The following is a 23,643-nucleotide window of genomic DNA, read 5'->3' as shown; positions in this document are numbered from 1 at the left end:
ACCGGGAGAGCCGCACACTCTTCCTGAATTGTTCCAGATCGTTTTCACCATTCCACACGGGACGGGAAACGATGTAGAAAAACGCGCCTTGCTGCTGATCTTCGCCGCGCTGTCGGCTACAAGTGACGTATGACTTCGTTCTTTGATTCCGAATCTCCCTCCAACGTCGCCGAATATTCGGTGTCGGAACTGTCCGGCTCGATCAAGCGCACGATCGAGCAGACCTTCGAGCATGTCCGGGTGCGGGGCGAGATTTCCGGCTATCGCGGTCCTCATTCCTCCGGCCATGCGTATTTTGCCTTGAAGGACGATCGCGCCCGCATCGACGCGGTCGTCTGGAAGGGCACCTTCGCGCGGCTGAAGTTCCGGCCGGAGGAGGGGATGGAGGTCATCGCGACCGGCCGGGTCACGACTTTCCCCGGCTCGTCCAAGTACCAGATCGTCATCGACTCGCTGGAGCCCGCGGGTGCAGGTGCGCTGATGGCGCTGATCGAGGAACGCAAGCGTAAGCTTGCCGCGGAAGGGCTTTTCGATGCGGGCCGCAAGCGGCCGCTGCCTTTCATGCCGAGGGTCATCGGCGTCGTGACCTCGCCGACCGGGGCTGTGATCCGCGACATCCTGCACCGCATTGCCGACCGTTTCCCGGTCCATGTCATCGTCTGGCCGGTGCGCGTGCAGGGCGACGGCGCCTGCGAGGAGATTGTGGCAGCGATCGAAGGTTTCAATGCGCTGCAGCCGGGCGGCGCCATTCCTCGCCCCGACGTGCTGATCGTCGCGCGCGGCGGCGGCAGCCTCGAGGATCTCTGGTGCTTCAACGACGAGGCCATGGTGCGCGCCGCGGCGGCTTCCGCCATCCCTCTGATCTCGGCCGTCGGCCACGAGACGGACTGGACCCTGATCGACCATGCGGCCGACCAGCGGGCGCCGACGCCGACCGGTGCGGCCGAGATGGCGGTACCGGTGAAGGCCGATCTCGAGGCCCAGCTCGCCGGTCTCGCAGCCCGGCTCAAGGGCGCCGCGGCGCGGCAGATGGACAATCGCCGCCAGACGCTGCGTTCGCTTGCACGGGCGCTGCCCTCGCTCGACCAATTGCTCGCCCTGCCGCGGCGTCGCTTCGACGAGGCGGCCGCCGGACTCGGCCGTGGCCTGCAGATGAACACGGCCAACAAGCGGCGAAGCTTCGAGCGCAATGCGGCCCATCTCCGGCCGGAGCTCCTGATGGCAAGGATCGTCGATCGGCGCCAGCGCGTCTTAGATGCCGTAAACCGGGCCGAGCGCATCGTCGAGCGTAAGCTTCAACGTGGCGCTCAGCGCATTTCGTCCGCCGATGCCTCGCTCCGTGTTCTGCCGTCACGGCTGATCGGCCAGATTCATCGCGCATCGGATCGCGTCTCCAGCCTGAGCAGGCGTGGGGATGCGGCAATCGCCGCCGATCTGCGCAGGATGAAAAGCGCGCTTTCGGCGCAGGATCGCGTGCTGCAGTCGCTCTCCTATCACAGCGTTCTGCAGCGCGGCTTCGCGCTGGTGCGCGATGCCGCGGGCGAGCCGGTGAAACAGGCGGCTGCCGTGCATCCCGGGATGGCGCTTTCGCTGGAATTCGCCGATGGCCGCGTGGCGGCGGTCGCCGGCGAGGACGGCACTCCGCCGCAGTCGCCGAAGAAGCGGCCTGCGCGCTCCGGCGAGCCGACGAAGCAGGGCAGCCTCTTCTGATGCATATCCTGATGGTGCTCGCCCATCCGCTAGAAGAGAGCTTCGCTGCGAGTGTCGCGCGCGTGGCCAGGGAGACGCTCGAGGCCAAAGGCCATACGGTCGATCTGCTCGACCTTTATCGCGAAGGATTCGATCCGCGGCTGACCGTGGCCGAGCGGGGCAGCTATTTCGATAAAGGTTACGACGCCTCCGGGGTCTCCCGCTGGGTCGAGCGGCTGCGGGCTGCGGACGGACTCGTACTCGTCTTTCCGCAATGGTGGTTCAATTTCCCGGCGATCCTCAAAGGTTTCTTCGATCGCGTCTTTGCGCCCGGGGTCGCTTTCGACCATGATGCGGCGGGCGGCCGTATCATTCCTCGCCTCGGCAACATCAAGCTGTTCTGGGCGCTGACCAGTACCGGGTCCCCCTGGTGGGTCGTGCATCTCTACATGGGAAATCCGGTGCGGCGGCTGCTGAAGCGCGGCATCGCCGCCTTCTGCGGCAAGGGGCTGGACTTCCGCATGCTCACTCTGCACGACATGGATCGGGCGACGGAGGCGAAGCGGAAGCGCCATCTCGAGCGTGTGAGGGCTCTGGTGAGCCGGATCTGACCGGCAACCTATTCGAAGACCGCGAGGAATTTCCTGAGCAGCGCGTCCAGAGCCTCCCGTTCGTCGGGTTCGAGGCCTGCAACGAGGCGCTGCTGGTTGGCGACATGGTCAGTGACTGCGGCGTCCACGCGCTTGAGGCCCTGCGGCGTCAGGGCGATGAGGACGCCGCGCCGGTCTTCCGGATTGTCCAGGCGCTCGACAAGCCCGGCTTTCTCGAGCTGGTCGATGCGGTTGGTCATCGTGCCGGAGGTGACCATCGTCGTTCCCAACAGATCCCCCGGCGAGAGCCGGAAGGGCGGGCCGGAGCGCCGCAGCGTTGCGAGCACGTCGAAACTCGCCGAGTTCAGGCCGTGTTCGGCAAGGGTGCTTTCCACCTCGCGAGCGAGATGGGCCCGGAGCCGCGATAGTCGGCCGAGCAGACCCATGGCCGTCACATCGAGCTCCGGCCGCTCTCTGCGCCACTGCGCCAGGATTTTGTCTACGTGATCCATATCCGTCTGCATTAGAGTACTTCCAGGAAAAGCGTGTAACGGTTTCCGTCTTTCTATGAAACGTTGGAATGCTCCAGCGATCGGAGTGAACGCTTCATCCTTCCTGAAGTCGTAGCCACCATGTATCTTGACGTCAAGATAAATTGGATTAGAGTTATCTTGACGTAGAGATTCTTGAGGTGAAGATATGGGTATCCGCAGCTCCGATATTCTGCTCACGGCTATAGCGCCGGCCATATGGGGCAGTACCTATCTGGTCACAACGGAATTTCTGCCGGCGGGTTACCCGGTCACGGTCGCAATGCTCAGGGCGCTTCCGGCAGGGCTGCTGCTGCTGCTTGTCGTCCGGCAAATGCCGACGGGTGTATGGCTGGCGCGCAGTTTCGTGCTCGGCGCGCTCAACTTCTCGTTCTTTCAGACGATGCTTTTCGTTTCCGCCTACCGGCTGCCCGGCGGTGTCGCCGCAACCGTCGGAGCCATTCAGCCGTTGATCGTGATCGTCCTGTCGCGCATCGTTCTCGGCTCGCCGGCCCGTGCCTTGAGCGTCGTTGCCGGCGTTGCCGGCATGTCGGGGGTCGCGCTCCTGGTGCTGACGCCGAAAGCGGCGCTGGATCCGGTGGGCGTCGCGGCTGGCTTGGCAGGCGCCATCTCCATGGCATTCGGCACGGTGCTGAGCCGACACTGGACGCCGCCGGTCTCGCCGCTCACCTTCACCGCCTGGCAATTGGCGGCCGGCGGACTGCTTCTGGTGCCGGTCGCCTTCCTGCTGGAACCCTCTTTGCCATCGCTCACTGAAGCGAATATTCTGGGTTTTATCTATCTCGGCCTGATCGGCACGGCCTTCACCTACCTGCTCTGGTTCCGCGGGTTATCGCGGCTCGAACCCTCCCAGGTTTCGCCGCTCGGCTTCTTGAGCCCGGTCGTCGCGATCCTCATCGGCTGGACCGTACTCGATCAGCAGCTGACGGCGGTGCAGGTGCTTGGGATCGCAACCGTCTTCGCAAGCGTGTGGATGAGCCAGTATGCACAGGCGACGCGCCGCGCGGCATCCGCGCCCTCTCTTCGGGTTTAACCAGAGGACCGACCTTCTCCCCGCAAGCGGAGAGAGCGGATGTCCGCGATGATACGCTGCCGCGAGTCTGCTTCGCCCCGTCCGCAGGAAGAAGGTGCGGCAGGCGGATGAGGGGCACCGCCATGCCGCAAAACGATCAGGCCCACTCGCCCTTGCGCATGACGGGCACACGGCTGCCATCGAGGCGCACGCCGTCGATGTCCACTTTGCCGGAGCCGATCATCCAGTCGATGTGGATCAGGCTCGAATTGCCGCCCTGGGCGCGGATCTGCTCCTGGCTGAGGCTTGCACCGTCGAGGAAGCACTTCGAATAGCACTGGCCGAGCGCGATGTGGCAGGAGGCGTTCTCGTCGAAGAGCGTGTTGTAGAAGAGGATGCCGCTGGCCGAAATCGGCGAGGAATGAGGCACCAGCGCCACTTCGCCGAGCCGCCGGGCGCCCTCGTCGGTATCGAGCACCTTGTTCAGCACCTCTTCGCCCCGCGAAGCCTTGGCCTCGACGATCCGGCCGGCTTCGAAACGCACCTGAATATTGTCGATCAGCGTGCCTTGGTGGGAGAGCGGTTTGGTGCTCGAAACATGGCCTTCGACGCGCAGCGCGTGCGGCGTCGTAAACACCTCCTCGGTCGGGATGTTCGGATTGCAGGTGATGCCGTTCTTGGCGACCGAGGCGCCGCCGTGCCACTCATGCCCATCGGCGAGTCCGACGGTGAGGTCGGTGCCGGGCCCGGTGAAATGCAGGGCGGCGAAGCGCTCTCCGTTCAGCCAGGCCGAGCGCCGGTGCAGCTCGGCATTATGGTCCTTCCATGCGGCGATCGGATCGTCGACGTCGACCCGCGACGCTGCGAAGATGGCGTTTGCGAGTTTTTCGACGGCGGCCGCTTCCGGATCGTCCGGGAACATCTGCTTCGCCCAGGAGGGGTTCGGATAGGAGACGATGTTCCAGTTGATGTCGAAATTGGAGATCTTCTCGAGCGCCGGCTTGTAGGCGATCGAGTTCGCCTTGTTGGCGCGGGCGACCTTCGCCGGGTCCTGAGCCGAAAGCAGCATCGGGTTGTCGCCGGCGATGGCCAGGCGCGCAGCTCCTCCGGCATAGGCTTTGGCCATGCCTTCATAGAGCCAGTCGCTGGCGCGGTCGAAGCTCTCGTCGGGCGCATGGGCATAGCGGGCAAGCGTCGCTTCCTCGTCGGCGTAGAAGGTCGTCACCAGTCCGGCGCCTGCCATATAGGCGTGCTTGGTGATGAGACGCACGAGCGGCAGCGCCGCAATCGGCGCGGTCATCACCAGGTCCTGACCCTTCTGCAATTGCAGACCGATCTTGATGGCGACCTCGGCGAGCTTTTCGAGCTTGACGGGATCGATTGGATTCCTCGTGGATTGGAGGGGGGCGTTCATGGCGGCTCCTGCTCGTCTTCTTGCGGATGTCAGCGGTTTTAGACCGGTTCCGCGGAAAACAGAAGGGTTCTTCAGGCCGCCACTCTTCCGGTGTCGAGCAACGCCGCTTGGTGCTGCTCGAGGAACGCCATCAGCCGTTGCGGATAGTCCTCGCCCACTGCGGCTTTCACGCTCGGCCTCCGGGCCAGCGCCTCGCGCCAGGTGATGACGCGCGGCAGGTCCTTGAAGATGCCGCGGTCGGAGATCTGATCGAACACGTCGAAATAGCGGAAGATCGGCGCAAAGACCGCATCTACGAGGCTGAAGCGGCCGCCTGCAAAATACGGACCCTCGGCAAGCTCCGCCTCCATGGTCGCGAATTTCGCCTGGAGGACCTTGCGCTTGGCCTCCAGTGCCGCGGGGTCCTGGGTCGTTTCGTAGACCCAGAGATCGGCAAGGATGGAAGAGCCGAACTCCATCCAGCCGCGATGGCGCGCGCGCAGCAACGGATCGGCGGGATGAAGCTTCGGTCCGGTCTGCGTCTCCTCCAGATACTCGCAGATGACGCTGCTCTCGAAGAGGATCGCTTCGCTCCCGCTTTGCGGAATGCGCAGCAGCGGCACCTTGCCGAGCGGTGAAATCCTCAGGAACCAGTCCGGCTTGTCGGCGAGATCGATATTGACGCGTTGGAAGGGCACGCCCTTTTCCGCAAGCGCGATCGCGGCGCGTTGCACATAGGGGCAGAGATGGTGGCTGATCAGGGTGAGTTGCGCGGTCATCGGTCGCTCCCGGTTCGATTTAGATGCATCTGCATATAACTTGTCTTGCCAAATGGGTCAAGATAGATGTAACTGCATCTATGAGCATGAAGAAGACGGAACGCAGCGAGCCGACCGAGGCCGCTACCCTTGCATGGATCGGTCTGATGCGGGCACAGCAGCGCCTGCTATCCGCCATCGAAAAGGATTTCAAGGAGGCGGCCCTGCCGCCGCTGGCGTGGTACGACGTGCTGTGGGAACTGGTGAAGGCGGATGGCGGGAGACTGCGGCCCTTCGAGATCGAGGCGCGCACGCTGCTTGCCCAGTACAATCTTTCGCGCCTGATCGACCGGCTGGAGAGGGAAGGGCTCGTGCAGCGGAAGGCCTTCGACGAGGACGCGCGCGGCTGCTGGGTCGTGGTGACCGAGAAGGGGCGGGACACCCGGAAGCGCATGTGGCAAACCTATGCGCCTTCGATCGCGCGCCATGTCGGCGCGAAACTGAGCGAAGGAGAGGCACGCGAGCTCGCGACGCTGCTTTCGAGACTCGGCTGACGCGCGCCCTTCTTCTGCGCAGAGATCAGGCGATCAAAGGCGCGGCGACTGCCCGCAACACGGCCTGCGCGTCCTTCGGTGCAAGCCGTACCTGCAGACCTCTTTGCCCGCCATTGATGAACACCAGTTCTTCGGCAAGCGCCGCTTCCTCGATTGCGGCCGGAACGGTCTTCCTTTGCCCGAAGGGGCTGATGCCGCCGACGTGATAGCCGGTGAGCCGCTCGGCGTCCGCCGGCTTCATCATGCTTGCCGACTTGCCGCCGAAGGCTGCGGCGAGCTTCTTCATGCTCACCTCCCGGTCCGAGGGCACGATGCAGCAGACCGGCTTGCCGTCCACCTCGGCCATCAGCGTCTTCAGCACGCGGGAAGGGTCTTCTTCGAGCGCCTCCGCCGCCTGCAGTCCGACGCGTTCGGCACCGGGATCGTAGTCATAGCTGTGAACGGTGAAGATGACGCCGGCCTTTGCGAGAGCCTGCGTCGCCCGGGTCGTCTTCGACATGGTCTAAGCCCCGAACGCGGCTTCGTAGAGTTCCGGCTTGAAGCCGACGAGCAGCCTGCCCTGGGCCTCGAGCACCGGGCGCTTGATCATCGACGGCTGCTCGAGCATCAGCGCAATCGCCTTGTCGGCCGTCAGGTCCCGTTTGTCGGCCTCATCCAGCTTGCGGAAAGTGGTGCCCGAGCGGTTGAGCAGCGTCTCCCAACCGAGTTCGGCGCACCAGCGCTCGAGTCGTGCACGATCGATGCCTTCCGCCTTGTAGTCGTGGAAATCGTAGGAAGTGCCGCGGCTGTCGAGCCAGTTCCGCGCCTTCTTCATCGTATCGCAGTTCTTGATGCCGTAGATCGTAACCGTCATGCCGAATCTCTCCGTACTTCCAGATGCGGGAGGACATAGCCGGGCGCCGCGCGTCGGAAAAGGCCCGGAGCATAAGACAAGAGATCAGAGACTGGTGAACTTGCCGGCAACCTCGGCGGCTTCCGCCGTCTTGAGCCCGGCGATGTTGATGCGGCCGGATGCCGGCATATAGATGCCGTGCTCGGTCCTCAGCCGCATCACTTCCGCTTCGGAAAGCGGCAGCATGGAAAACATGCCCTCCTGATCGGCGACCGCGCCGAGGCTCTGCCAGCGGGTGCGGAGTCCCTCGGAAAGCGATCGCCGCAGGCCGGTCATCCTGAGCCGCATCGACTCGAGCTCCTCCGCCCAGCCGCGCCTGAGGTCCGGGTCGTCAAGGATCGTCCGCACCACCGCTGCGCCGTGATCCGGCGGCATGGAATAGCTGGTGCGGGCGAGGCCCGCGAGGTTTGAGCGCACCCTGTCCGCCGACGCAGAAGAGCTGGTCCGCGCGAAGATCGCGCCCGTGCGCTCGCGATAAAGCCCGAAGGACTTCGAGCAGGAAACCGCGACGAGCGCTTCCGGGACGACGCCGAGAAGATGCCTGAGGCCCGCGACATCCTGGTCGAGCCCGCGGCCGAAGCCCTGATAGGCGAGGTCGACGAGCGGCAGCAGGCCGCGCTCGGCGACCAGGGCGGCGATTTCCATCCATTGCGCTTCGCTCAGGACGCCACCGGTCGGGTTGTGGCAGCTTGCATGCAGCAGCACGGCGTCGCCGAGTGCGGCACCTTCCAGCGCGCTCACGAGGTTATCGAAGATTACCGACTGCGACGGAATGTCGAAGAAGTCGTAGGTGGCGATATCGAGCCCGGCCGCCTTGAAGATCGGCGCGTGGTTCGGCCAGCTCGGCAGCCCGAGCCAGATGCCTCGGCCGCCCATGCGCGCAATGAGGTCAGCCGCCAGGCGGAGGGCGCCGGAGCCGCCGGGCGTCTGGACGCCCGCAACGTGGCTCCGCTCGATCATGTCGCCGCCGACGAGTTCCCATAGCCGATCGAGGAAGACGAGGTCGCCTTCGGGGCCGATATAGGCCTTGCTGTCCTGTGTCTCGAGAAGCCGCTTTTCCGCCGCCTTGACGGCCCGGAAGATCGGCGTGCGTCCGGTCTCGTCGCGATAGACACCAACGCCGAGATCGACCTTTCCAGGGCGCTCATCCTTTCTGAACAGGCCGATCAGGGCCAGCAAGGGATCGTCGGCTTGGCGGGCGAGGGCGTCGAACATCCGGTATTCCTTGTGGAGCAGTGGATCGAATCATAGTCGTTTCCCACAGGCGGAAAGGCAAGCGGTTCCGCACCGCGACTGGTCGAAACGGCGGGTTCAGGCCTCCAGCGTCCCCGGCTTGCGCGCCGCACGCGAAGGCCCGGCGCAGGCGATCTTCATCAGGTCGGACCGGCGGCGGGCGAGACGGGTGGAGACGCGCGTGACGATGAGCCCATCCTGCGGCGCCCGAACCTCGACGGTGCCGCCCGGCACGCCGGGGCGGACCAGGATGGTCGCCAGCAGTTCTCCGGCCTCGACGCTGTCGCCGATATTGCGGTGGAAGAGGACCGCACCGGCCTCCGGTGCGCGGATCATCTCGATATTGTCGAGCGGCACGGCTTTGCCGGCAAAAGCCGGAAGGCCGACGCCGGTGCTCGCAACGACTCCGCGGCCGGCAAGAAAGCGAAACATGCTTTCGGCGTCCTTTCGCGCAATTTCCGGATAGACATCGCGCGTGCCGCGCAGTTCCACGGTCACCGACAGGCGGCCGGGCAGGGCGGTCCTGCGCTCGCCTTCGCTCTCGTGCTTCCATGCATGGGCGACCGCCTCCTCGAAGGCCGAGCTTTGCCCGTCGGAAAGGAACACCGCCTCCATGTCGAGGGCCGCTGCAAGGTCGGCGGCCTCCGGCCAGAATGCCTCGTCGATATAGGCATATTGCAGCCCCTCGTCGTCGCAATGGAGGTCGAGCACCAGATCCGCGCCGAGCGCCATATGAAGAAGGTGCCGCTTCAGCCGATCGACGGCCGAGTAACGGTCCGGCCCTTCAAGCAGACCGTCACGCTCGCCAAGGGAGATCAGCGGGAAATCCCGGTTGAAATTGGCGCGGGAGCCCAGATCGAAGCGGCCCTGCAGTTCGCCGAAATGCGACTGCGCCGCGCCGATCGGATTTGCCTGCGGAACGATGGTGATATCCCCGAGAACGGCGCCGTCATTTTCCGCCTGGCGGAGCCGTTCGAGCAGGAAATGAAGAAGTGCCGTTCCCGGCAGCTCGTTGGCATGGAGCGCCGCCTGGATATAGGTACGCGGCGCTGCGCCGTTTGCCCCCTTGAACCGGAACACCGGCAGCCGCCACTCGATGCCCGGCGTATCGCCGGCGAAGATGATTTCGGAAATGTCCACAGGTGCCTCTCCGTCGCTTGATTTTGTCAGCGCTTATCGGCTTTGGCCGGCTTGTCTGCAAGAGCCGGATGAATGGCGGTGGGGGCGATGCCGACGGATTTGCCGAACAGGGGGTACGCTATCCGTCGATCCATATGATTTGGTTGGCGATGCGATTGGCCGCGGGCTCCCGTCAGACAACCGCGCGACCTTGCTATACGCCGCTGTTCTGGCTATATTACTGGAAATAGTCCGGAGCCGATCATGGGAAGTTCACAGAAGCGCGCCATCCAAAATTATCGCTCTCGCCTTGGTGAGCGCGGCCTTGCACGCTTCGAAGTGCTCGGCCGGAACACTGATCGCGACCTCATCCGATCGCTAGCCAGACGCCTGGCCGAGGATACGCCTGAAGCTTCAGAGCTTCGCGCAACGGTTAGCAAATCGATCGCAGGCGATCCCCCGAAGCGTGGCGGCATCCTCGCGGCCCTGCGGCGTTCGCCACTGGTGGGTGGGGAACTCGATCTTTCCCGCCCCCGTGAAGAGGGACGTAAGGTCGATCTGTGACGCGCTATCTGCTGGACACCAACATCATCAGCAATGTTGTTAGACCGCAGCCATCTGACTCGCTACTGGCGTGGATGTCGGCGCAACGCGATGAGAATCTCTTCATTGCGTCACTGACGGTGGCAGAAATTCGCCGCGGAATTTTGGAGAAGCCACAAGGCAAGAAGCGCGAGGTCCTCGATAAGTGGTTCTCTGGGCCTGAAGGGCCTCAGGCTCTGTTTGCTGGCCGCATCCTGTCGTTCGACGCCAAAGCAGGTCTGATCTGGGCGCAGCTAATGGCGACTGGGAAAGCGGCCGGTAAGCCGCGCAGCGGGCTCGACATGATCATCGCTGCTGTCGCCGGCGCAAACGACTGCGTGGTAGTAACAGATAATGAAAGGGATTTTGCCGGAGTTGAGATTCTCAATCCTATGCGCGGAGCGATCTAATGCAGCGCCGGTCGGACGAATGCGTGGGGGATCTGATGGCTGAAACTCAAATAGAGTGGACGGATTCCACTTGGAACCCTGTGGCAGGAAGTTCGATCGTCACCGCCGGCTGCACGCTCTGCTATGCAATCGAAATGGCCAAACGACCGAAACTCCATGATCAGCCGAACCTCTGATTTTCCCGCCTTTTCTACGATATTCTACGCTGTAGCCGCCGATCGCCGCCGTTTTCCTCACTCCCACTCGATCGTGCCCGGCGGCTTGGAGGTGACGTCGTAGACGACGCGGTTGATGCCGCGGACCTCGTTGATGATGCGGGTGGCGGCGCGGCCGAGAAATTCCATGTCGTAGTGGTAGAAGTCGGCGGTCATGCCGTCGACGGAGGTGACCGCACGCAGCGCGCAGACGAATTCGTAGGTGCGCCCGTCGCCCATGACGCCGACCGTCTGCACGGGAAGCAGCACGGCGAAGGCCTGCCAGATGGCGTCATAGAGGCCCGCCTTGCGGATCTCGTCGAGATAGATCGCGTCCGCTTCGCGCAGGATTTCCAGCTTCTCGCGCGTGATGCCGCCGGGGCAGCGGATCGCGAGGCCTGGGCCGGGGAAGGGATGGCGGCCGATGAAGCTTTCGGGCAGGCCGAGTTCGCGGCCGAGCACGCGGACTTCGTCCTTGAAGAGCTCGCGCAGCGGCTCGACGAGCTGCATGTTCATGCGCTCCGGCAGGCCGCCGACATTGTGATGCGACTTGATCGTCACCGAGGGGCCGCCGGTGAAGGAGACGCTTTCGATGACGTCAGGATAAAGCGTGCCCTGGGCGAGGAAGTCGGCGCCGCCGAGCTTCTTGGCCTCTTCCTCGAAAACCTCGATGAAGAGACGTCCGATGATCTTGCGCTTCGTTTCCGGGTCACTGACGCCTTCGAGTTCGCCGATGAAGCGATCGGAGGCGTCGATGTGGAGCAGATGAAGGTTGTAATGCTCCTGGAACATGGCGACGACGTTCGCCGCCTCGTCCTTTCGCATCAGACCATGATCGACGAGGATGCAGGTGAGCTGGTCGCCCACCGCTTCGTGGATAAGGAGGGCCGCCACCGACGAGTCGACGCCGCCGGAAAGCGCGCAGATGACCTTCTTGTCGCCGACCTGCTTGCGGATCGCCTCGACCGCCTTGGCGCGGTAGGCCGACATGGTCCAGTCACCCGTAATGCCGGCGACCTTGTGGACGAAGTTGGCGATGAGCTTTGCGCCGTCGGGCGTATGCACGACTTCCGGATGGAACTGGACGGCATAGTATTTGCGCTTTTCGTCGGCGATGAAGGCAAAGGGTGCGTTGGAAGAGGTGGCGACGACCTCGAAGCCGTCGGGCAATGCGGTGACCCGGTCGCCATGCGACATCCACACCTGGTGGCGCGAGCCGAGCGACCAGAGCCCGTCGAAGAGTGCGCAGTCCTTCTCGACTTCCAGGAACGCCCGTCCGAATTCGCGGTGATGGCCGCTCTCGACCTTCCCCCCGAGCTGGGCGCACATGGTCTGCTGACCGTAGCAGATGCCGAAGACCGGCAGGCCGCTGTCGAAGATGACGGAAGGCGCGCGGGGCGAGCCGATGTCGAGGGTCGAAGCCGGGCTGCCGGACAGGATCACCGCCTTCGGCTTCAGCCGGTTGAAGCCTTCCTCGGCAGACTGGAACGGCACGATCTCGCAATAGACGCCGGATTCGCGTACGCGCCGGGCGATGAGCTGCGTCACCTGGCTGCCGAAGTCGACGATCAGGACGGTGTCGGGATGGGCTGTCTGGGTCATAGCGGGCCTTCAAGCAAGCTTGATCATGGCGAGCCTTTAATGAAAGCCCGCCTTTGGCGCAACGATAACATTGCACCCGGACAATCAGGCGCCCGGGCGGAAGGCTCAGAGCCGGATTTCGCCCCCCTCCAGCGCCGCCTCGAGCCGGTCGATGGTGGCTGCGAGCTTCTCGTCTATCACGTTCAGGTATTCCGTCCAGTCGCCGACATGCTTCAGCTCCGCCTTCCCGTCCGAAATGCCGCGCAGCCCGATGAGCGGCACGCCATACGACTGGCAGGCGCGCAGGATCGCAAAGGTCTCCATCTCGACCATGTCGGCGTCGATCTCGTCATAGGTCCTGCCGGAGACGATGTTGGCGCCGGTCGAGAGCCGCGCCTTCTTCACGCCGGGAATGCTGAGCGGCAGTTTAACGACGGCTGGCAGATCCAGGAAGGGCGTCGCGCCCTTCTCGAAGCCGAGGGGCGAGGCGTCCATGTCGCGGTAGGCGACCGAGACCGCCTGGTAGATTTCGGTCTGTTCGAGCGTCGCGGACCCGGCCGAGCCGAGCGAGACGACGAGGTCCGGCAGGCTGCCTCCGGCGTGGAGCTCCGCAAGCGCCCTGGTCAGGCTGACGGCCGCCTCGACCGGACCGACGCCCGTCATCAGCGGTGCGATCCTGGCACGGAGGGAGGGACCGTACTCGGCGTCCACAGCCATGACATAGAGAATAGTGCGCCCCGCTACCGGCTTGAGTTCGAAGCTCATCCTTCGATCCCCTCGCGTCCGCGCACCACCATCATCGTGCCTGTCATCGAGGCGATGAGCTTGGCCGGTCCGTCGGACCTGACCGCATAGGCCCGCCCGTCCGAGACGATGATCGTCGTGCCGGGCTTCGTCACCTCGCCGCGAAAGAGGAAGCGCTCGCCCCGTCCGGGCGAAAGCAGATTGACCTTGAACTCGATCGTCAGCAGCGATGCGTCGGGGTCGATCACCGAATAGCCGGCATAGGTACCCGCCGCATCGAGCGCGGCGGAAATTACGCCGGCATGCAGAAGGCCGTGCTGCTGAGTCAGCTTGGGATCGAAGGAAAGCTCGATCTCGACGGTCCCCGGTTCGACGCGCGTGAGTTCGGCTCCGATCGTGCGCATCGCGGCCTGCCGTCTGAAGCTTTCCCGGATGCGCTTCCTGAAGTCGTGAGGATCGCTTTCGTCCATGTGTCGGTTTGCCTTGATTCCCCGGACAACGCCGCCCGGATTTTCCCGGAGACTGGCACGCCGGCTGCGGCCCGGCAAGCTCAATTCATGAGGAAAATCGAACCGTTGAGCAGGGTCGCGAAGGCCACCCATGCAAGGTAGGGCACAAACAGCAGAGCCGAAATCCGGTCCTTGCGCAGGCTTGCGAGGATGAATGCCACGATGGACGCGAACAGGGCGAAGATGACGACCAGCGCGGCAGCGATCTGGTGCAGCCCGAAAAACAGCGGCGACCAGAGAAAGTTCAGGATCATCTGGGTGAGCCACAGTGGCCACAGGACGGAGTGGCCGCGATGATCGAGAAAGCTGCGGGCACCGGCAATTCCGATCATCACGTAAAGGATCGACCAGGCCGGAGCGAAGACCCAGTTCGGCGGCGTGAAGCTCGGCTTTGCCAGCGACCGATACCATGCGTCGGGGATGTTGATGTAGCCGATGGCGAGGCCGAGGCCGAGAACGGCAACGACGAAAAGGACATGCGCGAGGGTTCTGTTCATGCGTGCTAAATGGAGCCGGGGGCGGCGATTTCCAGTCGCTGCACCGTTTGGCGGCGAAGCGGCGCCACCTATATGTGGTCTATGAAAAGCTTCCGGCGCATCGAAATCCGCCCGGCCGTGCCCGACGACCTCATGACGATCGCGTCGGTCCTGGTCAGGACCTGGCGCGCGACGTTTCGCGGCATCATATCCGACGCCTATCTCGATGCCATGACCGTCGAGGACCAGGCGATACGGCATGCGCGGCGCATGCGTCTTCCGGGCAGCTTCATCATGGTCGCGGCCGACATGACCGACGACCGGGTGATCGGCTTTGCAAATTGCGGCAAGGCAAGGGGAATGCCGCCAGCATTCGACCGGGAGCTCTACGAGCTCTATCTTCTGCCGGAGTTCCATGGCGCAGGCCTCGGCTCCGCGCTGGTGCGCAGCGTCGCCGGCCATTGCCGCGACACAGGAGGATCGTCGCTTTTTGCCTGGGTGCTGAAGGGTAACCCCAACCGGGTATTCTATGAGCGGCTCGGTGCCCGCGCCGTCGGCGAGGGCCGGGTCAGCGTCGGCAGAGAAAGCCTGGATCAGGTGGCCTATCGCTGGGACGATCTCACGGCGCTCTCCGACTTCGGAGACGCGTCTATCTGATCCGCGGTCAGCCGGACTATGTGCTGATCCCAGGCAACGGGGCTCCTTCGCTCCTTGAATAGGCCGCGGTAGGAGGAGACGGCGAAACCGTGCTTCGCGGCGGCAATGCCCGCTGCGTCCGCAACCGGTTCCTCCTTGAGGACGGCACCGGTTTTGGCGTTGAGGGTCACCGCGACGTTGCCCTTGGGAGAGGTGAGGCCGACGAGCCCTTCCTGGCGGTTGACCGCGATAGCGCCGACGTAATTGGCGAGCGCCGCGGTCGTTCGTTCCGGCAGGTCTACGAAGGTCAGGTCTTCGCCCTTGGCGAAGTGCCCGACCAGCGGCGGAAGCTCGTTGCGCGCACCTTCGTACTGGCAGGCGAACCAGACACGTCCGTCGGCGCCGATGTCGACATGGCGGGTCGAAAGGCGATTGAGATCAGGCGGCAGCACATGCTTCTCGATGAGCGCCCCCGTTGCGGCGTCCACGAGTGCGAGGCTCGGCTCCATGCCGTCGAGATTGAGCTTGGTGCGGCCGAAATCCGGATGGGTCTCGATGCCGCCATTGGCTATTGCGAGCGTGCGTCCATCGGCGGCAAGCGTCATGTCGTGCGGGCCGATGCCGTAAGTCGGAAACTCGCCGATCCGGGTAAAATCCCGGCGGCCGTCATAGATGCCGACCATGCCGCGATTGGCGGAGAAGTCGTTTTCGGTCGCATAGAGCAGCCGGCCGTCGGCCGAGAAGCAGCCATGGCCGAAGAAGTGGCGGCCCTCGGCGGAGGTGATGACGACCGGCTCGGCGGTGCCGTCCGGCGCAAAGATCATGGCATAGGTGCCCGGCCGCCGGGCAAAGGCGACCGCGCGCCGGCTTACCGGGGAGAAGGTCATGCCGTGCGCGCGCGCCGGCAGCAGCCTGCGCTCCACGATCTCGCCCGTTTCCGTGAGCGTCGCGACACCGTAGCTGCCGTCCTGCGCCATGAAGGCCGAGGCGAAGACGGCATCGGCCCTTTCGAGTGCAAAGGCGCCCCGGGGGGCAAGGGCGGCCACCCACGCGGCACCCGCCATTTTGACGAAGCTGCGGCGGTCGATGAGGGTATTGGTCTTCATGCAATTTCCTGCAACGGTCGAATTCCTGCAACGAGCGAGGTCACTCCGCTATCACAGCCAACCTCGCCGTTTGAAATAGACATACGGCAACAGGGCCGAGGCGACCATCAGCATCAGCGCATAGGGATAGCCGAAACGCCAGGTGAGTTCCGGCATCACCTCGAAGTTCATCCCGTAAATCGAGGCGACCAGGGTCGGCGGCAGAAACACGACGGCGGCGACCGAGAAGATCTTGATGATCTGGTTCTGTTCGAGGTTGATGAGCCCCAGCGTCGCGTCGAGCAGGAAATTGATCTTGTTCGACAGGAACAGCGCGTGGTCTCCGAGGGATGCCGCGTCGCGCTGAACGAGCTTTATCCGCTGCCGGCTCTCCTTGGCCCCCTTGCGGTGCGTGGACCCCTCAATGGCGACGTGATAGGCGACGAGCCTGCCAATGCTGACGAGGCTTTCGCGGATGACGGTCAGCAGGTCGCCCTTCTGGCCGATCTGCTCGATCAGCGACTGCAGGTCGCGCGTCTTCTTGGTGGCGCTGGCGTTCGACTTGCGGAAGACCTCCCGTGAGATCTGATCGACGTCGTTGCCTGCGCGCTCCAGAGCATCCGCCGTACGGTCGATCATCGCCTCGAGCAGGCCGAGCATCACGAGCTCTCCCGTCTCGCACGCCGCGCCGTTCGGCTTCATGATGCGGTTGGCATAGACCTGGAACGGCTTCGGCTCCGCATGGCGGACCGTCACGAGGGTCGCGCCTTTGAGGATGAAGGTGACGGGCACCTTGGCCGGGTAATCGCTGTCGAGTTTGGCGGTCGCCGTCATCGTCATGAACTCGGCGCCGTCCTCCTGGTAAAGCCGGTCGGAAAGCTCGATTTCCTGCATCTCGTCACGGGTCGGAATGGCAATGCCGAGGCGCTCCTCGACGAGGCGCGTTTCTTCGCTCGACGGATTGAAGAGATCGAACCAGATCACCGGTTCCTGGCATGCCAGGCCGTCGAGGAGGTCGACGTGCACAAGTCGGCTGTTCTGGCTTTTGTAGATGCGCAGCATTTCAGGCTCCATGGGGCCGAGTCATCCGACCGGCGGAGCCCTGATCAAATCAGGTCCGGACGGCCGTGAGCATGAAGGCTCGACTTCGACTGTCGGGGTTCATCTTGAGTTGATCCTTGTTGGTGAGACATGTCCGCGCAGGCGGCCATGGATGCGCTTTGCTCCGAAATGCCCTGCTTGTCAACCATCGGGTTCCGCAGCGTTTTCACGTTCCCGTGTCAGTCGCCGTCGGCGGAGGAGAATCCGGCGCCGAGGCCGATCGAACCGCCGAATTCGCGATTGAGCCGGTCGAGCAGATCGGCCGTGTTGAGCGCGATGAAATCCAGCTTGGCGCGCTGCTTCTCGTCGGCAAGCGCGTCCTCGATCGGCCCTTCGATACCGTCCGTAGCGGCGATCAGAGCCTTGAAGAGGAAATCGATGGAACCGGCGATCGAGCGGCTGTCGGCTGGCAGAAGGCTCTCCATGCCGGCCGTATCGAAGAGTCTCTGGAGACCACCGAGATTCGCCGAGATCGCCGGCATCGTGTTGGCCGAGCGCCAGTAGATGGCAAGTTTCGGACGGCCCCTGTCGGGCGTCCCGTGGACCGTTCCGGCGTAGAAGGGCCGCAGCCGCTGGTCCTTTATCATCTCGACGCTGTGGACGAGCACGCCCAGAAGCTCGGTCGCGGCTTCCCTGTTGTCCCGGAAGAGCGGATTGCCCGGGCCTGGCTCCTTCCAGGCCGCCTGGATCCCGTCCGGCTTTTCCCATGCGGCAAGGAGCTCACCCGCGATGCTCCTCAAATTCTGCGAGACAGCAAGCCCATATCGGCAGCGAAAGTCCCCTTCCTTGCCGGAGAGAACCTCCGCGCCGGTACCGTAGAGCACGAATTCGAGTGCCCCGAGGCCCTGGACGGCGACGCTCTTCCCCTTGAGGGTCTCCGGGCTTGTGGCGCTCTCGTCTTTCTTGGCGAGAATTGCCTGGACCTGCTTCAAGCCCGTGCTTTTCCGGTCGGGATAGAAGAGGAAGCGTTCGAAACGGTTCTGTTCGAGGGCCGGACCGAGGCGGATGATCTCGATCGCGGACCATCTCTCGACGACGCTCGAAAAGGCCGACCGCGCCGCTTCGAGGGTCGTCTCGGAAGGTGACTTGCAGAGCCCGGCGCTCGCTTCGGAGAGGGCGTTCGTCGCCTCTGCGAGGTCTCGATAGCCGGGGATGATGAAGCCGTCCACGGCCTGCGCCATCACCCTCGGCACGGCCGCCTCTTCGACGACACGCGGGGAAAGCGCACCGCCTTCCTGCGCCGCCGCGGGGGCAGCGAGGAATATCAGGCTAAGGGCGAGAGGAAGGCTCGCGAACGGAAGGCGCATCAGAGGGACTCCAGGAATGTGATCAGGGCTTTGCGGTCGTCCTTCGGCATGGCGGCGAAGGCATTGCGTGCCTTCGCCGCTTCGCCGCCGTGCCAGAGAATGGCTTCGGCCAGGTTTCGGGCGCGTCCGTCATGGAGAAGGAAGCTGTGCCCACTCACGGTCTCGGTCAAGCCTATGCCCCAAAGCGGGGGCGTGCGCCATTCGCGGCCACTGGCCTCGCCGACCTGCTGGCCGTCGGCGAGGCCTTCGCCCATGTCGTGCAGGAGGAAGTCGGAATAGGGCCAGATGAGCTGAAACGCCTGCGCCTTGTGCGTGGCGTCCCGTCGGGTCACGAATTTCGGTGCATGGCAGGCGGCGCAGCCGGCTTCATGGAAGAGCCGTTTGCCCCTCAGGGTTTCCGGAAAGCTCGCCTTGCGGCGAGCAGGCACGGCAAGATTGGAGGAATAGAACGTCACGAGGTCGAGCACCGGGTCGGGGGCCTCGACCGCTCCGAGCCGCGGCTGCACGCCGTCCGGAAGATCGAGGCAGCCCGTCTGGGCAGCCGTGCAATCGCCATGACTGCGGTCGAGATCGGAGGTGGAGATGCCGATATCGACGGCAAAGGCATCGGCGACCTGCTGGCGCACGGAAGGGTTCTGCGCTTTCCAGCCGAAGCGGCCGAGAGTGACGCGGCCGGTCCGGCGCTCGCGCACGAGGGCCGGACGTCCGCTGATGCCGTCGCCGTCGCGATCCTCCGGATCGGCACGCGCCAGAATGTCGGCCTCGTGGATGGCCTCGATGAGACCGATGCCGATCATCGGCGAGGCGACGCGCGGCGACAGCGTCGTCGCCGCATCGAGCGGTCCGTAACCGGGATCGGCGATCGCATAATGCGGCTTGCGGAGCGGGACCGTATCGCCGCCGGCAAGCGCCACCAGTTCTTCCGTATAGGTGATGTCGAGACGGCCCTCGGCAGCAAGCCCCGGCACGGCGCTGTCCTGAAGCTGAGCACCATAGACCGGGTCGGGAAAGTTGAGCCGTGCATGGGAGGCGATCTGCGCGCGCTCGGCATCGTCGCGCGGGGCACGGGCGAGCCGAAGGAGCATCGACGTCGCGTCGGCGGCCCCCTCGGGCGGACGGCCGCGTCCGTCGCGGACATGACAGCTCTCGCAGGCCCTCGCATTGTAGAGCGGCCCCAGCCCGTCCGAGGCCTGCGTGGAAGAGGGTGAGGAGACCCAGAGCTTTTCGAAGAGCGCCTTGCCGAGGTGAAAATCCTGTTCGTCCTCGAAGGAGAGGTTGTCCGATGCCTGGGAGAAGATCATCCGATCCGCCCGTGCAATCGTCGTCGCAGCACCGGCCGGCATTGCTTCGAAGGGCTCAGGCCTGGAAAAATCGGTGGTTGGGCGCGTGACCGACAGAACGCGCTCGAGGTCATCGGCGGAAAGGTCGTCGCGAACAGGCGCGCACCCGACATCCGCCTTTTCCGCGATACCGCCATCGCGCGACGCCGCGGGGGCGATGCAAATGAGAGCGGCAACGGTTAGCGCGAGAAAGCGGGCGAAGACATTCATCGAGGGAGGCCGGGCCGCCACCTGTCCGTCGCGGCCCGCCTTTTCAGCTTATTGGAAGACGGCGCCAGGATTGTCCAGGCTGTCGGAACCTTCAAGTTCCACCGTGCCGAGATCGAGTGCGGCGATGACGCGCTCGACGGTCTTCGCCTGGGCGATCAGCCCGTCGATCGCCGCCTGAACCGTCGCATTGCCCTCCGCATTGCCCTCGCCGATCATCTGGTCATAGGCCTCGCCCGCTTCTGCGCGCTTGGCCATCGCCTGCATCTTCTCGACCGTGGTGGCGAGACCATCCTTCATTTCCTTGTCGAGGGCCGCATCCTTGGCCGCGACGAGCTCGGAAAGCGAGGGGCCGGTGAGCTTGCTGCCGTCGACGCGGGTATATTCGCCGCTATAGGCGGACTGGATGCCGATCGCGTCGTGCAGGTGCGAGTTGTGGGTGTTGTCGGAGAAGCAGTCGTGCTCCTCTTCCGGATCGTGGAGGAGCAGGCCGAGCTTCATGCGCTCGCCCGCAAGTTCGCCGTAGGAGAGCGAGCCCATGCCGGTAAGGATCGCCACGAGGCCGGCCTTCGGGTCCGCCTCGACCGCCTTGGTCGCAGCGCCGTCCGGCGTCCAGTTTGCGACCATCTCCTTGAGGTCGGAGACGAGCAGGCTCGTCGCTGCCTTCAGATAGGCGGCGCGGCGATCGCAATTGCCGTTGGTGCAGGCCTTGGCGTCGAAATCCGTGTAGGGCCGGTTGCCGGCACCCGGGCCCGTTCCGTTCAGATCCTGCCCCCACAACAGGAATTCGATCGCGTGATAGCCGGTCGCGACATTTGCCTCGATGCCGCCTGCCTCCTGCAGCGTGCCGGAAAGGAGCTCCGGCGTGATCTCGGTGGCATCGACGTCCTGCCCGTCGATCTTGACCGCCTTGTTGGCGATGACATTGGCGGTGAAAAGGGCGTTCTCGTCGCTCTCGCTGCCGTAACTTGCGTCGACATAGTCGATCAGGCCCTCGTCCAGCGGCCAGGCATTCACCTTGCCTTCCCATTCGTCGACGATCGTGTTGCCGAAGCGATAGACTTCCGTTTCCTGATAGGGGTTGCGCGCCTTCAGCCAGGCCTCCCGCGCGGCCTTCAAGGTCTCCTCGCTCGGGCTTGCAATCAGCGCATCCACGGCCTTTTCCAGCGCTTCTGCCGTGGCCAGGGCATCTTCGTATTTGGCGTGCGCAACGGCCGCGTAATGCTTGACGACCGCGGCTGCGTCCGTCGCCGCATTCGCCGGCTGCAACGCCAGCGCAGATGTCGCCGTCATGAGCGCCAGCGCCGCGGCGCGGATGAAATTCTTGGTCATGACCCTCTCCTTGTTGCTCGTCGATAGAGCGTACAGCTCCAACCCCGTGAAAAGCGCAAGAGTCATGGACCAAAAGCAAACTGGTGTCAAAGTGTATAGTTTAGAACGGCTTGAAGGTGCAGCCCCGCCTGGATGGCGGAAAATCCGCGCCGGCCTAACTCTTCCTGCCCATGAGACAGAAGAAGAATCCGTCGGTTCCGGTCGATGCCGGCGTCAGCGTCACGGTCTTCATATCGGCGGACCAGGGCTGCGCCTTGTCGGTGCCGAAGAGCGCCGCCCAGTTGTCGGCGGCCGAGAGGACCTCGAATTCCGGATTGTCCTCGCAGAAGCCGTATACCTGCGCCTCGTTCTCCTCCGGAAGGACGGAACAGGTGACGTATATCAGATGTCCGCCGGGGCGCACGAACTGGGCGGCACCGGCAAGCGCCTCCTCCTGCTGGGCCAATCGCTCCTCGAGGTTCTTCTGCGTCAGGCGCCATTTCGTGTCGGGGCGCCGCCGCCAGGTTCCGGTCCCGGTGCATGGCGCATCGACAAGCACGCGATCGACCCGACCTATGAGCGATGCGAGCGACTCGGTCGACTCGTGCACCTGCACGTTGCGGGTGCCGGCACGCTTCAGACGCTCGATAATGGGCGCCAGCCGTTTGCGGTCGGCGTCGTAAGCGTGGACCTGGCCCTTATTGTTCATCGCCGCCGACATGGCCAGCGTCTTGCCGCCGCCGCCGGCGCAATAATCGAGCACCTGCTCGCCCTCGCCGGGCAAGGCGAGGTCCGCGACAATCTGCGAGCCCTCGTCCTGCACCTCGAACCAACCCTTCTGGAACGAGATTTCCGCCGTTACGTTCGGCAGGCGCGAAGCGCCCTCGCCGGCGGGAATGCGCACGCCATGCCGGGCAATCGCCGCGGGCTCGGCGCCGCTGCGCTCCAGCGCCTTCAGCACCTTTTCGCGCGTCGCCTTCAGCGTGTTGACGCGCAGATCGAGAGTCGGCCGGCCGGCAAGAGCCTTCGCCTCGGCGAGCCAGTCGTCGGAGAAATTCTCTTCGAACGAGGCCTGCGTCCATTCCGGAATATCGCCCTGCACATGCAGGGGCGCATCTTCGAGCCGTCGCTGAGCGAAGGCCTTCATCATCGCTTCCGAAGGCGCTTCGGGCGCGAACCGGTCGTCGGCAAGTTCCGCTGCAAGCGTGTCGGCGCGATAGCCCCATTGCCGATACATGACCGCATGGCCGAGGGCTACCGGGGTGTCGCTATCCATGAGGTAGGCGTGGGAGAGTTTCATCCGCAGGGCATCATAGACGATGTTGCCGATGGCGGCGCGATCGCCGGAGCCGGCGAAGCGGTGGGACAGGCCCCAATCCTTGAGGGCATCGGCGACGGGTCGCCTGCGCTTTTCGATATCGTCAAGAACCTCGATGGCTCCGGAGAGCCTTCCGCCCAATCGCATCTTCGATGAACTCCTTTTTCGCCGTGGTAGCGGCGATGTCATCGAAGAGCAAGACGGCGGCCGCATTATGTAAGTGGCGCGACCGGCCCTTGCAGTCTGGCTCGCCCGAGATGAATCGAGCGAAACCTGCGCATCGTCAGGAGTTGACGACGGTGTAACAGATGCTGGCGGTACCGGAGCGGATCATGCCGATCTTGGAGGCAGCCGCCTTGGAAAGATCGATCACCCGGCCGCGAATGAACGGACCGCGATCATTGATCCGGACGACCACGGACTTGCCGTTGCGCTTGTTGGTCACCTGGACCTTCGTGCCGAATTTCAGTTTGCGATGCGCGGCGGTCAGGTGCGCGGCATTCATTCTTTCGCCGGAGGCGGTTTTGGACGAAAGCGCGTACCAGGATGCTCCCCCGCAGCCAGCGCCTGCTGCCTGACTTTCCGATGCCGAGACCAAGCCCATCCCGACGGTGAATAGTGCTGCCGCGGCAGCAGTCTTGATTTTCGCTGGCGTCAAGCGATGCCCCCTTCGGTTTGAAAAATTCGTCAGTTCCCTTTGTTGATCGAGCTAATTGAGGTGAAACATGGCAAAAACGTGCTTCAACCGTTAAGTTTTCATTAGGAATGTTTGACGGCTGATCAATTTTAAAAATAACCAACAGATTGAATTAGTTTAGAATGGCGAGGGAAGTTCTTTGGAATCAGCCACTAAGCGCTGCTGGCGGCGCTCCGGGCCGCGCAGCCACGCCTCTCGGAAATATAATCATTAAAAATTTCGCTTTGCATGAAAAGTCGGGAATCGCGACCGTTGAATTCATGCTACTAGCGCCAGGGTTGTGGAAAATGGGGAAGTATAGACCGAATAATGACAGCATAATCGTGTCAAGGCGATTCGCGTGAAATCAATACT

26 protein-coding genes are annotated in these 23,643 nt (G+C 63.9%); 8 read left to right on the top strand and 18 right to left on the bottom strand.

What is annotated here, in order from left to right; genetic code table 11:
* The first annotated feature begins 129 nt into the window (after positions 1–129).
* Positions 130–1,710 (top strand): exodeoxyribonuclease VII large subunit, encoded by a 1,581-nt coding sequence (xseA, locus tag AC6CIG_RS13120; protein ID WP_437407992.1) that lies wholly within the window; start codon positions 130–132, stop codon positions 1,708–1,710.
* Positions 1,710–2,300, top strand: coding sequence for an NAD(P)H-dependent oxidoreductase (locus tag AC6CIG_RS13115; protein ID WP_018093908.1), 591 nt, complete (start codon positions 1,710–1,712; stop codon positions 2,298–2,300). Before xseA ends, AC6CIG_RS13115 begins: the two co-directional genes overlap by 1 nt.
* 8 nt (positions 2,301–2,308) lie before the next feature.
* Here AC6CIG_RS13115 and AC6CIG_RS13110 read toward each other — a convergent pair whose 3' ends face one another.
* Complete coding sequence (locus AC6CIG_RS13110; RefSeq protein WP_018093909.1) at positions 2,309–2,803, bottom strand: MarR family winged helix-turn-helix transcriptional regulator; 495 nt, start codon at positions 2,801–2,803, stop codon at positions 2,309–2,311.
* A gap of 175 nt (positions 2,804–2,978) precedes the next feature.
* On the opposite strand from AC6CIG_RS13110, the gene AC6CIG_RS13105 reads away from it, so the two are divergent.
* A complete protein-coding gene (locus tag AC6CIG_RS13105) occupies positions 2,979–3,863 on the top strand; it encodes an EamA family transporter (protein ID WP_437407991.1) in 885 nt (294 codons plus the stop codon).
* A 136-nt stretch (positions 3,864–3,999) separates the two neighbouring features.
* On the opposite strand, the gene AC6CIG_RS13100 is transcribed toward AC6CIG_RS13105, so the two are convergent.
* Complete coding sequence (locus AC6CIG_RS13100; protein ID WP_018093911.1) at positions 4,000–5,256, bottom strand: aminopeptidase; 1,257 nt, start codon at positions 5,254–5,256, stop codon at positions 4,000–4,002.
* 71 nt (positions 5,257–5,327) lie between these two features.
* Complete coding sequence (locus tag AC6CIG_RS13095; RefSeq protein ID WP_437407990.1) at positions 5,328–6,014, bottom strand: glutathione S-transferase family protein; 687 nt, start codon at positions 6,012–6,014, stop codon at positions 5,328–5,330.
* An 80-nt stretch (positions 6,015–6,094) separates the two neighbouring features.
* Between AC6CIG_RS13095 and AC6CIG_RS13090 the strand changes: the two genes are divergently transcribed.
* Positions 6,095–6,547 carry a MarR family winged helix-turn-helix transcriptional regulator gene (locus tag AC6CIG_RS13090; RefSeq protein ID WP_018093913.1) on the top strand — a complete coding sequence of 151 codons (453 nt, stop codon included), beginning with the start codon at positions 6,095–6,097 and terminating at the stop codon, positions 6,545–6,547.
* Between the two features lie 25 nt (positions 6,548–6,572).
* Here the strand turns inward: AC6CIG_RS13090 and ybaK are convergent, their stop codons facing one another.
* From ybaK to AC6CIG_RS13070, 4 genes are all read right to left on the bottom strand, one after another.
* On the bottom strand, positions 6,573–7,046 hold the full coding sequence (gene ybaK, locus AC6CIG_RS13085) for a Cys-tRNA(Pro) deacylase (protein WP_437411838.1): 474 nt from the start codon (positions 7,044–7,046) through the stop codon (positions 6,573–6,575).
* A gap of 3 nt (positions 7,047–7,049) precedes the next feature.
* A complete protein-coding gene (locus tag AC6CIG_RS13080; protein WP_100669823.1) occupies positions 7,050–7,400 on the bottom strand; it encodes an ArsC family reductase in 351 nt (116 codons plus the stop codon).
* 84 nt (positions 7,401–7,484) lie between these two features.
* Positions 7,485–8,654 (bottom strand): tyrosine aminotransferase, encoded by a 1,170-nt coding sequence (tatA, locus tag AC6CIG_RS13075; protein WP_437407989.1) that lies wholly within the window; start codon positions 8,652–8,654, stop codon positions 7,485–7,487.
* A 96-nt stretch (positions 8,655–8,750) separates the two neighbouring features.
* Entirely contained in the window at positions 8,751–9,812 is a 1,062-nt protein-coding gene (locus AC6CIG_RS13070; RefSeq protein WP_437407988.1) for a M14 family metallopeptidase, read from the bottom strand.
* Between the two features lie 243 nt (positions 9,813–10,055).
* On the opposite strand from AC6CIG_RS13070, the gene AC6CIG_RS13065 reads away from it, so the two are divergent.
* The 3 genes from AC6CIG_RS13065 to AC6CIG_RS13055 are packed head-to-tail and all read left to right on the top strand — an operon-like array spanning position 10,056 to position 10,959.
* Positions 10,056–10,355 carry a hypothetical protein gene (locus AC6CIG_RS13065; protein ID WP_018093919.1) on the top strand — a complete coding sequence of 100 codons (300 nt, stop codon included), beginning with the start codon at positions 10,056–10,058 and terminating at the stop codon, positions 10,353–10,355.
* Positions 10,352–10,783: a type II toxin-antitoxin system VapC family toxin gene (locus AC6CIG_RS13060; RefSeq protein ID WP_437407987.1), complete on the top strand. Its 432-nt coding sequence runs from the start codon at positions 10,352–10,354 to the stop codon at positions 10,781–10,783. The genes AC6CIG_RS13065 and AC6CIG_RS13060 overlap by 4 nt, the downstream gene beginning before the upstream one ends.
* Complete coding sequence (locus AC6CIG_RS13055; protein WP_437407986.1) at positions 10,783–10,959, top strand: DUF5131 family protein; 177 nt, start codon at positions 10,783–10,785, stop codon at positions 10,957–10,959. The genes AC6CIG_RS13060 and AC6CIG_RS13055 overlap by 1 nt, the downstream gene beginning before the upstream one ends.
* A 57-nt stretch (positions 10,960–11,016) precedes the next feature.
* On the opposite strand, the gene guaA is transcribed toward AC6CIG_RS13055, so the two are convergent.
* The 4 genes from guaA to AC6CIG_RS13035 form a co-directional block, all read right to left on the bottom strand.
* Positions 11,017–12,579: a glutamine-hydrolyzing GMP synthase gene (gene guaA, locus AC6CIG_RS13050; protein ID WP_324762739.1), complete on the bottom strand. Its 1,563-nt coding sequence runs from the start codon at positions 12,577–12,579 to the stop codon at positions 11,017–11,019.
* 105 nt (positions 12,580–12,684) lie between these two features.
* The gene (locus AC6CIG_RS13045; RefSeq protein ID WP_018093922.1) at positions 12,685–13,323 is read right to left on the bottom strand and encodes a 5'-methylthioadenosine/S-adenosylhomocysteine nucleosidase; all 639 of its coding nucleotides are present in this window, start codon (positions 13,321–13,323) and stop codon (positions 12,685–12,687) included.
* Positions 13,320–13,772 (bottom strand): PaaI family thioesterase, encoded by a 453-nt coding sequence (locus AC6CIG_RS13040; protein ID WP_018093923.1) that lies wholly within the window; start codon positions 13,770–13,772, stop codon positions 13,320–13,322. The genes AC6CIG_RS13045 and AC6CIG_RS13040 overlap by 4 nt, the downstream gene beginning before the upstream one ends.
* Positions 13,773–13,852: 80 nt before the next feature.
* Positions 13,853–14,308: a TspO/MBR family protein gene (locus tag AC6CIG_RS13035; protein ID WP_018093924.1), complete on the bottom strand. Its 456-nt coding sequence runs from the start codon at positions 14,306–14,308 to the stop codon at positions 13,853–13,855.
* An 81-nt stretch (positions 14,309–14,389) separates the two neighbouring features.
* Between AC6CIG_RS13035 and AC6CIG_RS13030 the strand changes: the two genes are divergently transcribed.
* Entirely contained in the window at positions 14,390–14,944 is a 555-nt protein-coding gene (locus AC6CIG_RS13030) for a GNAT family N-acetyltransferase (protein ID WP_033047231.1), read from the top strand.
* On the opposite strand, the gene AC6CIG_RS13025 is transcribed toward AC6CIG_RS13030, so the two are convergent.
* From AC6CIG_RS13025 to AC6CIG_RS12995, 7 genes are all read right to left on the bottom strand, one after another.
* Positions 14,890–16,029, bottom strand: a complete 1,140-nt coding sequence (locus tag AC6CIG_RS13025) for a DUF1513 domain-containing protein (RefSeq protein ID WP_437407985.1) — start codon at positions 16,027–16,029, stop codon at positions 14,890–14,892. The two genes, AC6CIG_RS13030 and AC6CIG_RS13025, sit on opposite strands and share 55 nt — an antisense overlap.
* A 51-nt stretch (positions 16,030–16,080) precedes the next feature.
* A complete protein-coding gene (corA, locus tag AC6CIG_RS13020) occupies positions 16,081–17,070 on the bottom strand; it encodes a magnesium/cobalt transporter CorA (protein ID WP_026168503.1) in 990 nt (329 codons plus the stop codon).
* A gap of 218 nt (positions 17,071–17,288) precedes the next feature.
* Positions 17,289–18,416, bottom strand: coding sequence for an imelysin family protein (locus tag AC6CIG_RS13015; protein ID WP_437407984.1), 1,128 nt, complete (start codon positions 18,414–18,416; stop codon positions 17,289–17,291).
* A complete protein-coding gene (locus tag AC6CIG_RS13010) occupies positions 18,416–19,966 on the bottom strand; it encodes a di-heme oxidoreductase family protein (RefSeq protein WP_437407983.1) in 1,551 nt (516 codons plus the stop codon). Before AC6CIG_RS13010 ends, AC6CIG_RS13015 begins: the two co-directional genes overlap by 1 nt.
* 48 nt (positions 19,967–20,014) lie before the next feature.
* Positions 20,015–21,295 (bottom strand): imelysin family protein, encoded by a 1,281-nt coding sequence (locus AC6CIG_RS13005; protein ID WP_437407982.1) that lies wholly within the window; start codon positions 21,293–21,295, stop codon positions 20,015–20,017.
* Positions 21,296–21,449: 154 nt separating this feature from the next.
* Positions 21,450–22,739: an RsmB/NOP family class I SAM-dependent RNA methyltransferase gene (locus AC6CIG_RS13000; RefSeq protein ID WP_018093931.1), complete on the bottom strand. Its 1,290-nt coding sequence runs from the start codon at positions 22,737–22,739 to the stop codon at positions 21,450–21,452.
* A 136-nt stretch (positions 22,740–22,875) separates the two neighbouring features.
* The gene (locus AC6CIG_RS12995) at positions 22,876–23,250 is read right to left on the bottom strand and encodes a septal ring lytic transglycosylase RlpA family protein (protein WP_003529787.1); all 375 of its coding nucleotides are present in this window, start codon (positions 23,248–23,250) and stop codon (positions 22,876–22,878) included.
* Positions 23,251–23,643: the final 393 nt, after the last annotated feature.

This window comes from Sinorhizobium sp. GQ132 (assembly GCF_059758575.1).
The sequence above is the reverse complement of the archived record's forward strand: the minus strand, read 5'-3'. Positions and strand labels throughout refer to the sequence as shown.

What these genes read in the sequence shown, in the direction of transcription:
- AC6CIG_RS13045 (WP_018093922.1), bottom strand. Translation starts at nt 13,323, where the DNA reads ATGAGCTTCGAACTCAAGCCGGTAGCGGGGCGCACTATTCTCTATGTC.
- AC6CIG_RS13000 (WP_018093931.1), bottom strand. Translation starts at nt 22,739, where the DNA reads ATGCGATTGGGCGGAAGGCTCTCCGGAGCCATCGAGGTTCTTGACGAT.
- AC6CIG_RS13115 (WP_018093908.1), top strand. Translation starts at nt 1,710, where the DNA reads ATGCATATCCTGATGGTGCTCGCCCATCCGCTAGAAGAGAGCTTCGCT.
- AC6CIG_RS13025 (WP_437407985.1), bottom strand. Translation starts at nt 16,029, where the DNA reads ATGAAGACCAATACCCTCATCGACCGCCGCAGCTTCGTCAAAATGGCG.
- tatA (WP_437407989.1), bottom strand. Translation starts at nt 8,654, where the DNA reads ATGTTCGACGCCCTCGCCCGCCAAGCCGACGATCCCTTGCTGGCCCTG.
- AC6CIG_RS13005 (WP_437407982.1), bottom strand. Translation starts at nt 21,295, where the DNA reads ATGACCAAGAATTTCATCCGCGCCGCGGCGCTGGCGCTCATGACGGCG.
- AC6CIG_RS13010 (WP_437407983.1), bottom strand. Translation starts at nt 19,966, where the DNA reads ATGAATGTCTTCGCCCGCTTTCTCGCGCTAACCGTTGCCGCTCTCATT.
- AC6CIG_RS13080 (WP_100669823.1), bottom strand. Translation starts at nt 7,400, where the DNA reads ATGACGGTTACGATCTACGGCATCAAGAACTGCGATACGATGAAGAAG.
- xseA (WP_437407992.1), top strand. Translation starts at nt 130, where the DNA reads ATGACTTCGTTCTTTGATTCCGAATCTCCCTCCAACGTCGCCGAATAT.
- AC6CIG_RS13095 (WP_437407990.1), bottom strand. Translation starts at nt 6,014, where the DNA reads ATGACCGCGCAACTCACCCTGATCAGCCACCATCTCTGCCCCTATGTG.
- AC6CIG_RS13110 (WP_018093909.1), bottom strand. Translation starts at nt 2,803, where the DNA reads ATGCAGACGGATATGGATCACGTAGACAAAATCCTGGCGCAGTGGCGC.
- AC6CIG_RS13030 (WP_033047231.1), top strand. Translation starts at nt 14,390, where the DNA reads ATGAAAAGCTTCCGGCGCATCGAAATCCGCCCGGCCGTGCCCGACGAC.
- AC6CIG_RS13015 (WP_437407984.1), bottom strand. Translation starts at nt 18,416, where the DNA reads ATGCGCCTTCCGTTCGCGAGCCTTCCTCTCGCCCTTAGCCTGATATTC.
- guaA (WP_324762739.1), bottom strand. Translation starts at nt 12,579, where the DNA reads ATGACCCAGACAGCCCATCCCGACACCGTCCTGATCGTCGACTTCGGC.
- AC6CIG_RS13035 (WP_018093924.1), bottom strand. Translation starts at nt 14,308, where the DNA reads ATGAACAGAACCCTCGCGCATGTCCTTTTCGTCGTTGCCGTTCTCGGC.
- AC6CIG_RS13040 (WP_018093923.1), bottom strand. Translation starts at nt 13,772, where the DNA reads ATGGACGAAAGCGATCCTCACGACTTCAGGAAGCGCATCCGGGAAAGC.
- AC6CIG_RS13090 (WP_018093913.1), top strand. Translation starts at nt 6,095, where the DNA reads ATGAGCATGAAGAAGACGGAACGCAGCGAGCCGACCGAGGCCGCTACC.
- corA (WP_026168503.1), bottom strand. Translation starts at nt 17,070, where the DNA reads ATGCTGCGCATCTACAAAAGCCAGAACAGCCGACTTGTGCACGTCGAC.
- AC6CIG_RS13055 (WP_437407986.1), top strand. Translation starts at nt 10,783, where the DNA reads ATGCAGCGCCGGTCGGACGAATGCGTGGGGGATCTGATGGCTGAAACT.
- AC6CIG_RS13105 (WP_437407991.1), top strand. Translation starts at nt 2,979, where the DNA reads ATGGGTATCCGCAGCTCCGATATTCTGCTCACGGCTATAGCGCCGGCC.
- ybaK (WP_437411838.1), bottom strand. Translation starts at nt 7,046, where the DNA reads ATGTCGAAGACGACCCGGGCGACGCAGGCTCTCGCAAAGGCCGGCGTC.
- AC6CIG_RS13065 (WP_018093919.1), top strand. Translation starts at nt 10,056, where the DNA reads ATGGGAAGTTCACAGAAGCGCGCCATCCAAAATTATCGCTCTCGCCTT.
- AC6CIG_RS13100 (WP_018093911.1), bottom strand. Translation starts at nt 5,256, where the DNA reads ATGAACGCCCCCCTCCAATCCACGAGGAATCCAATCGATCCCGTCAAG.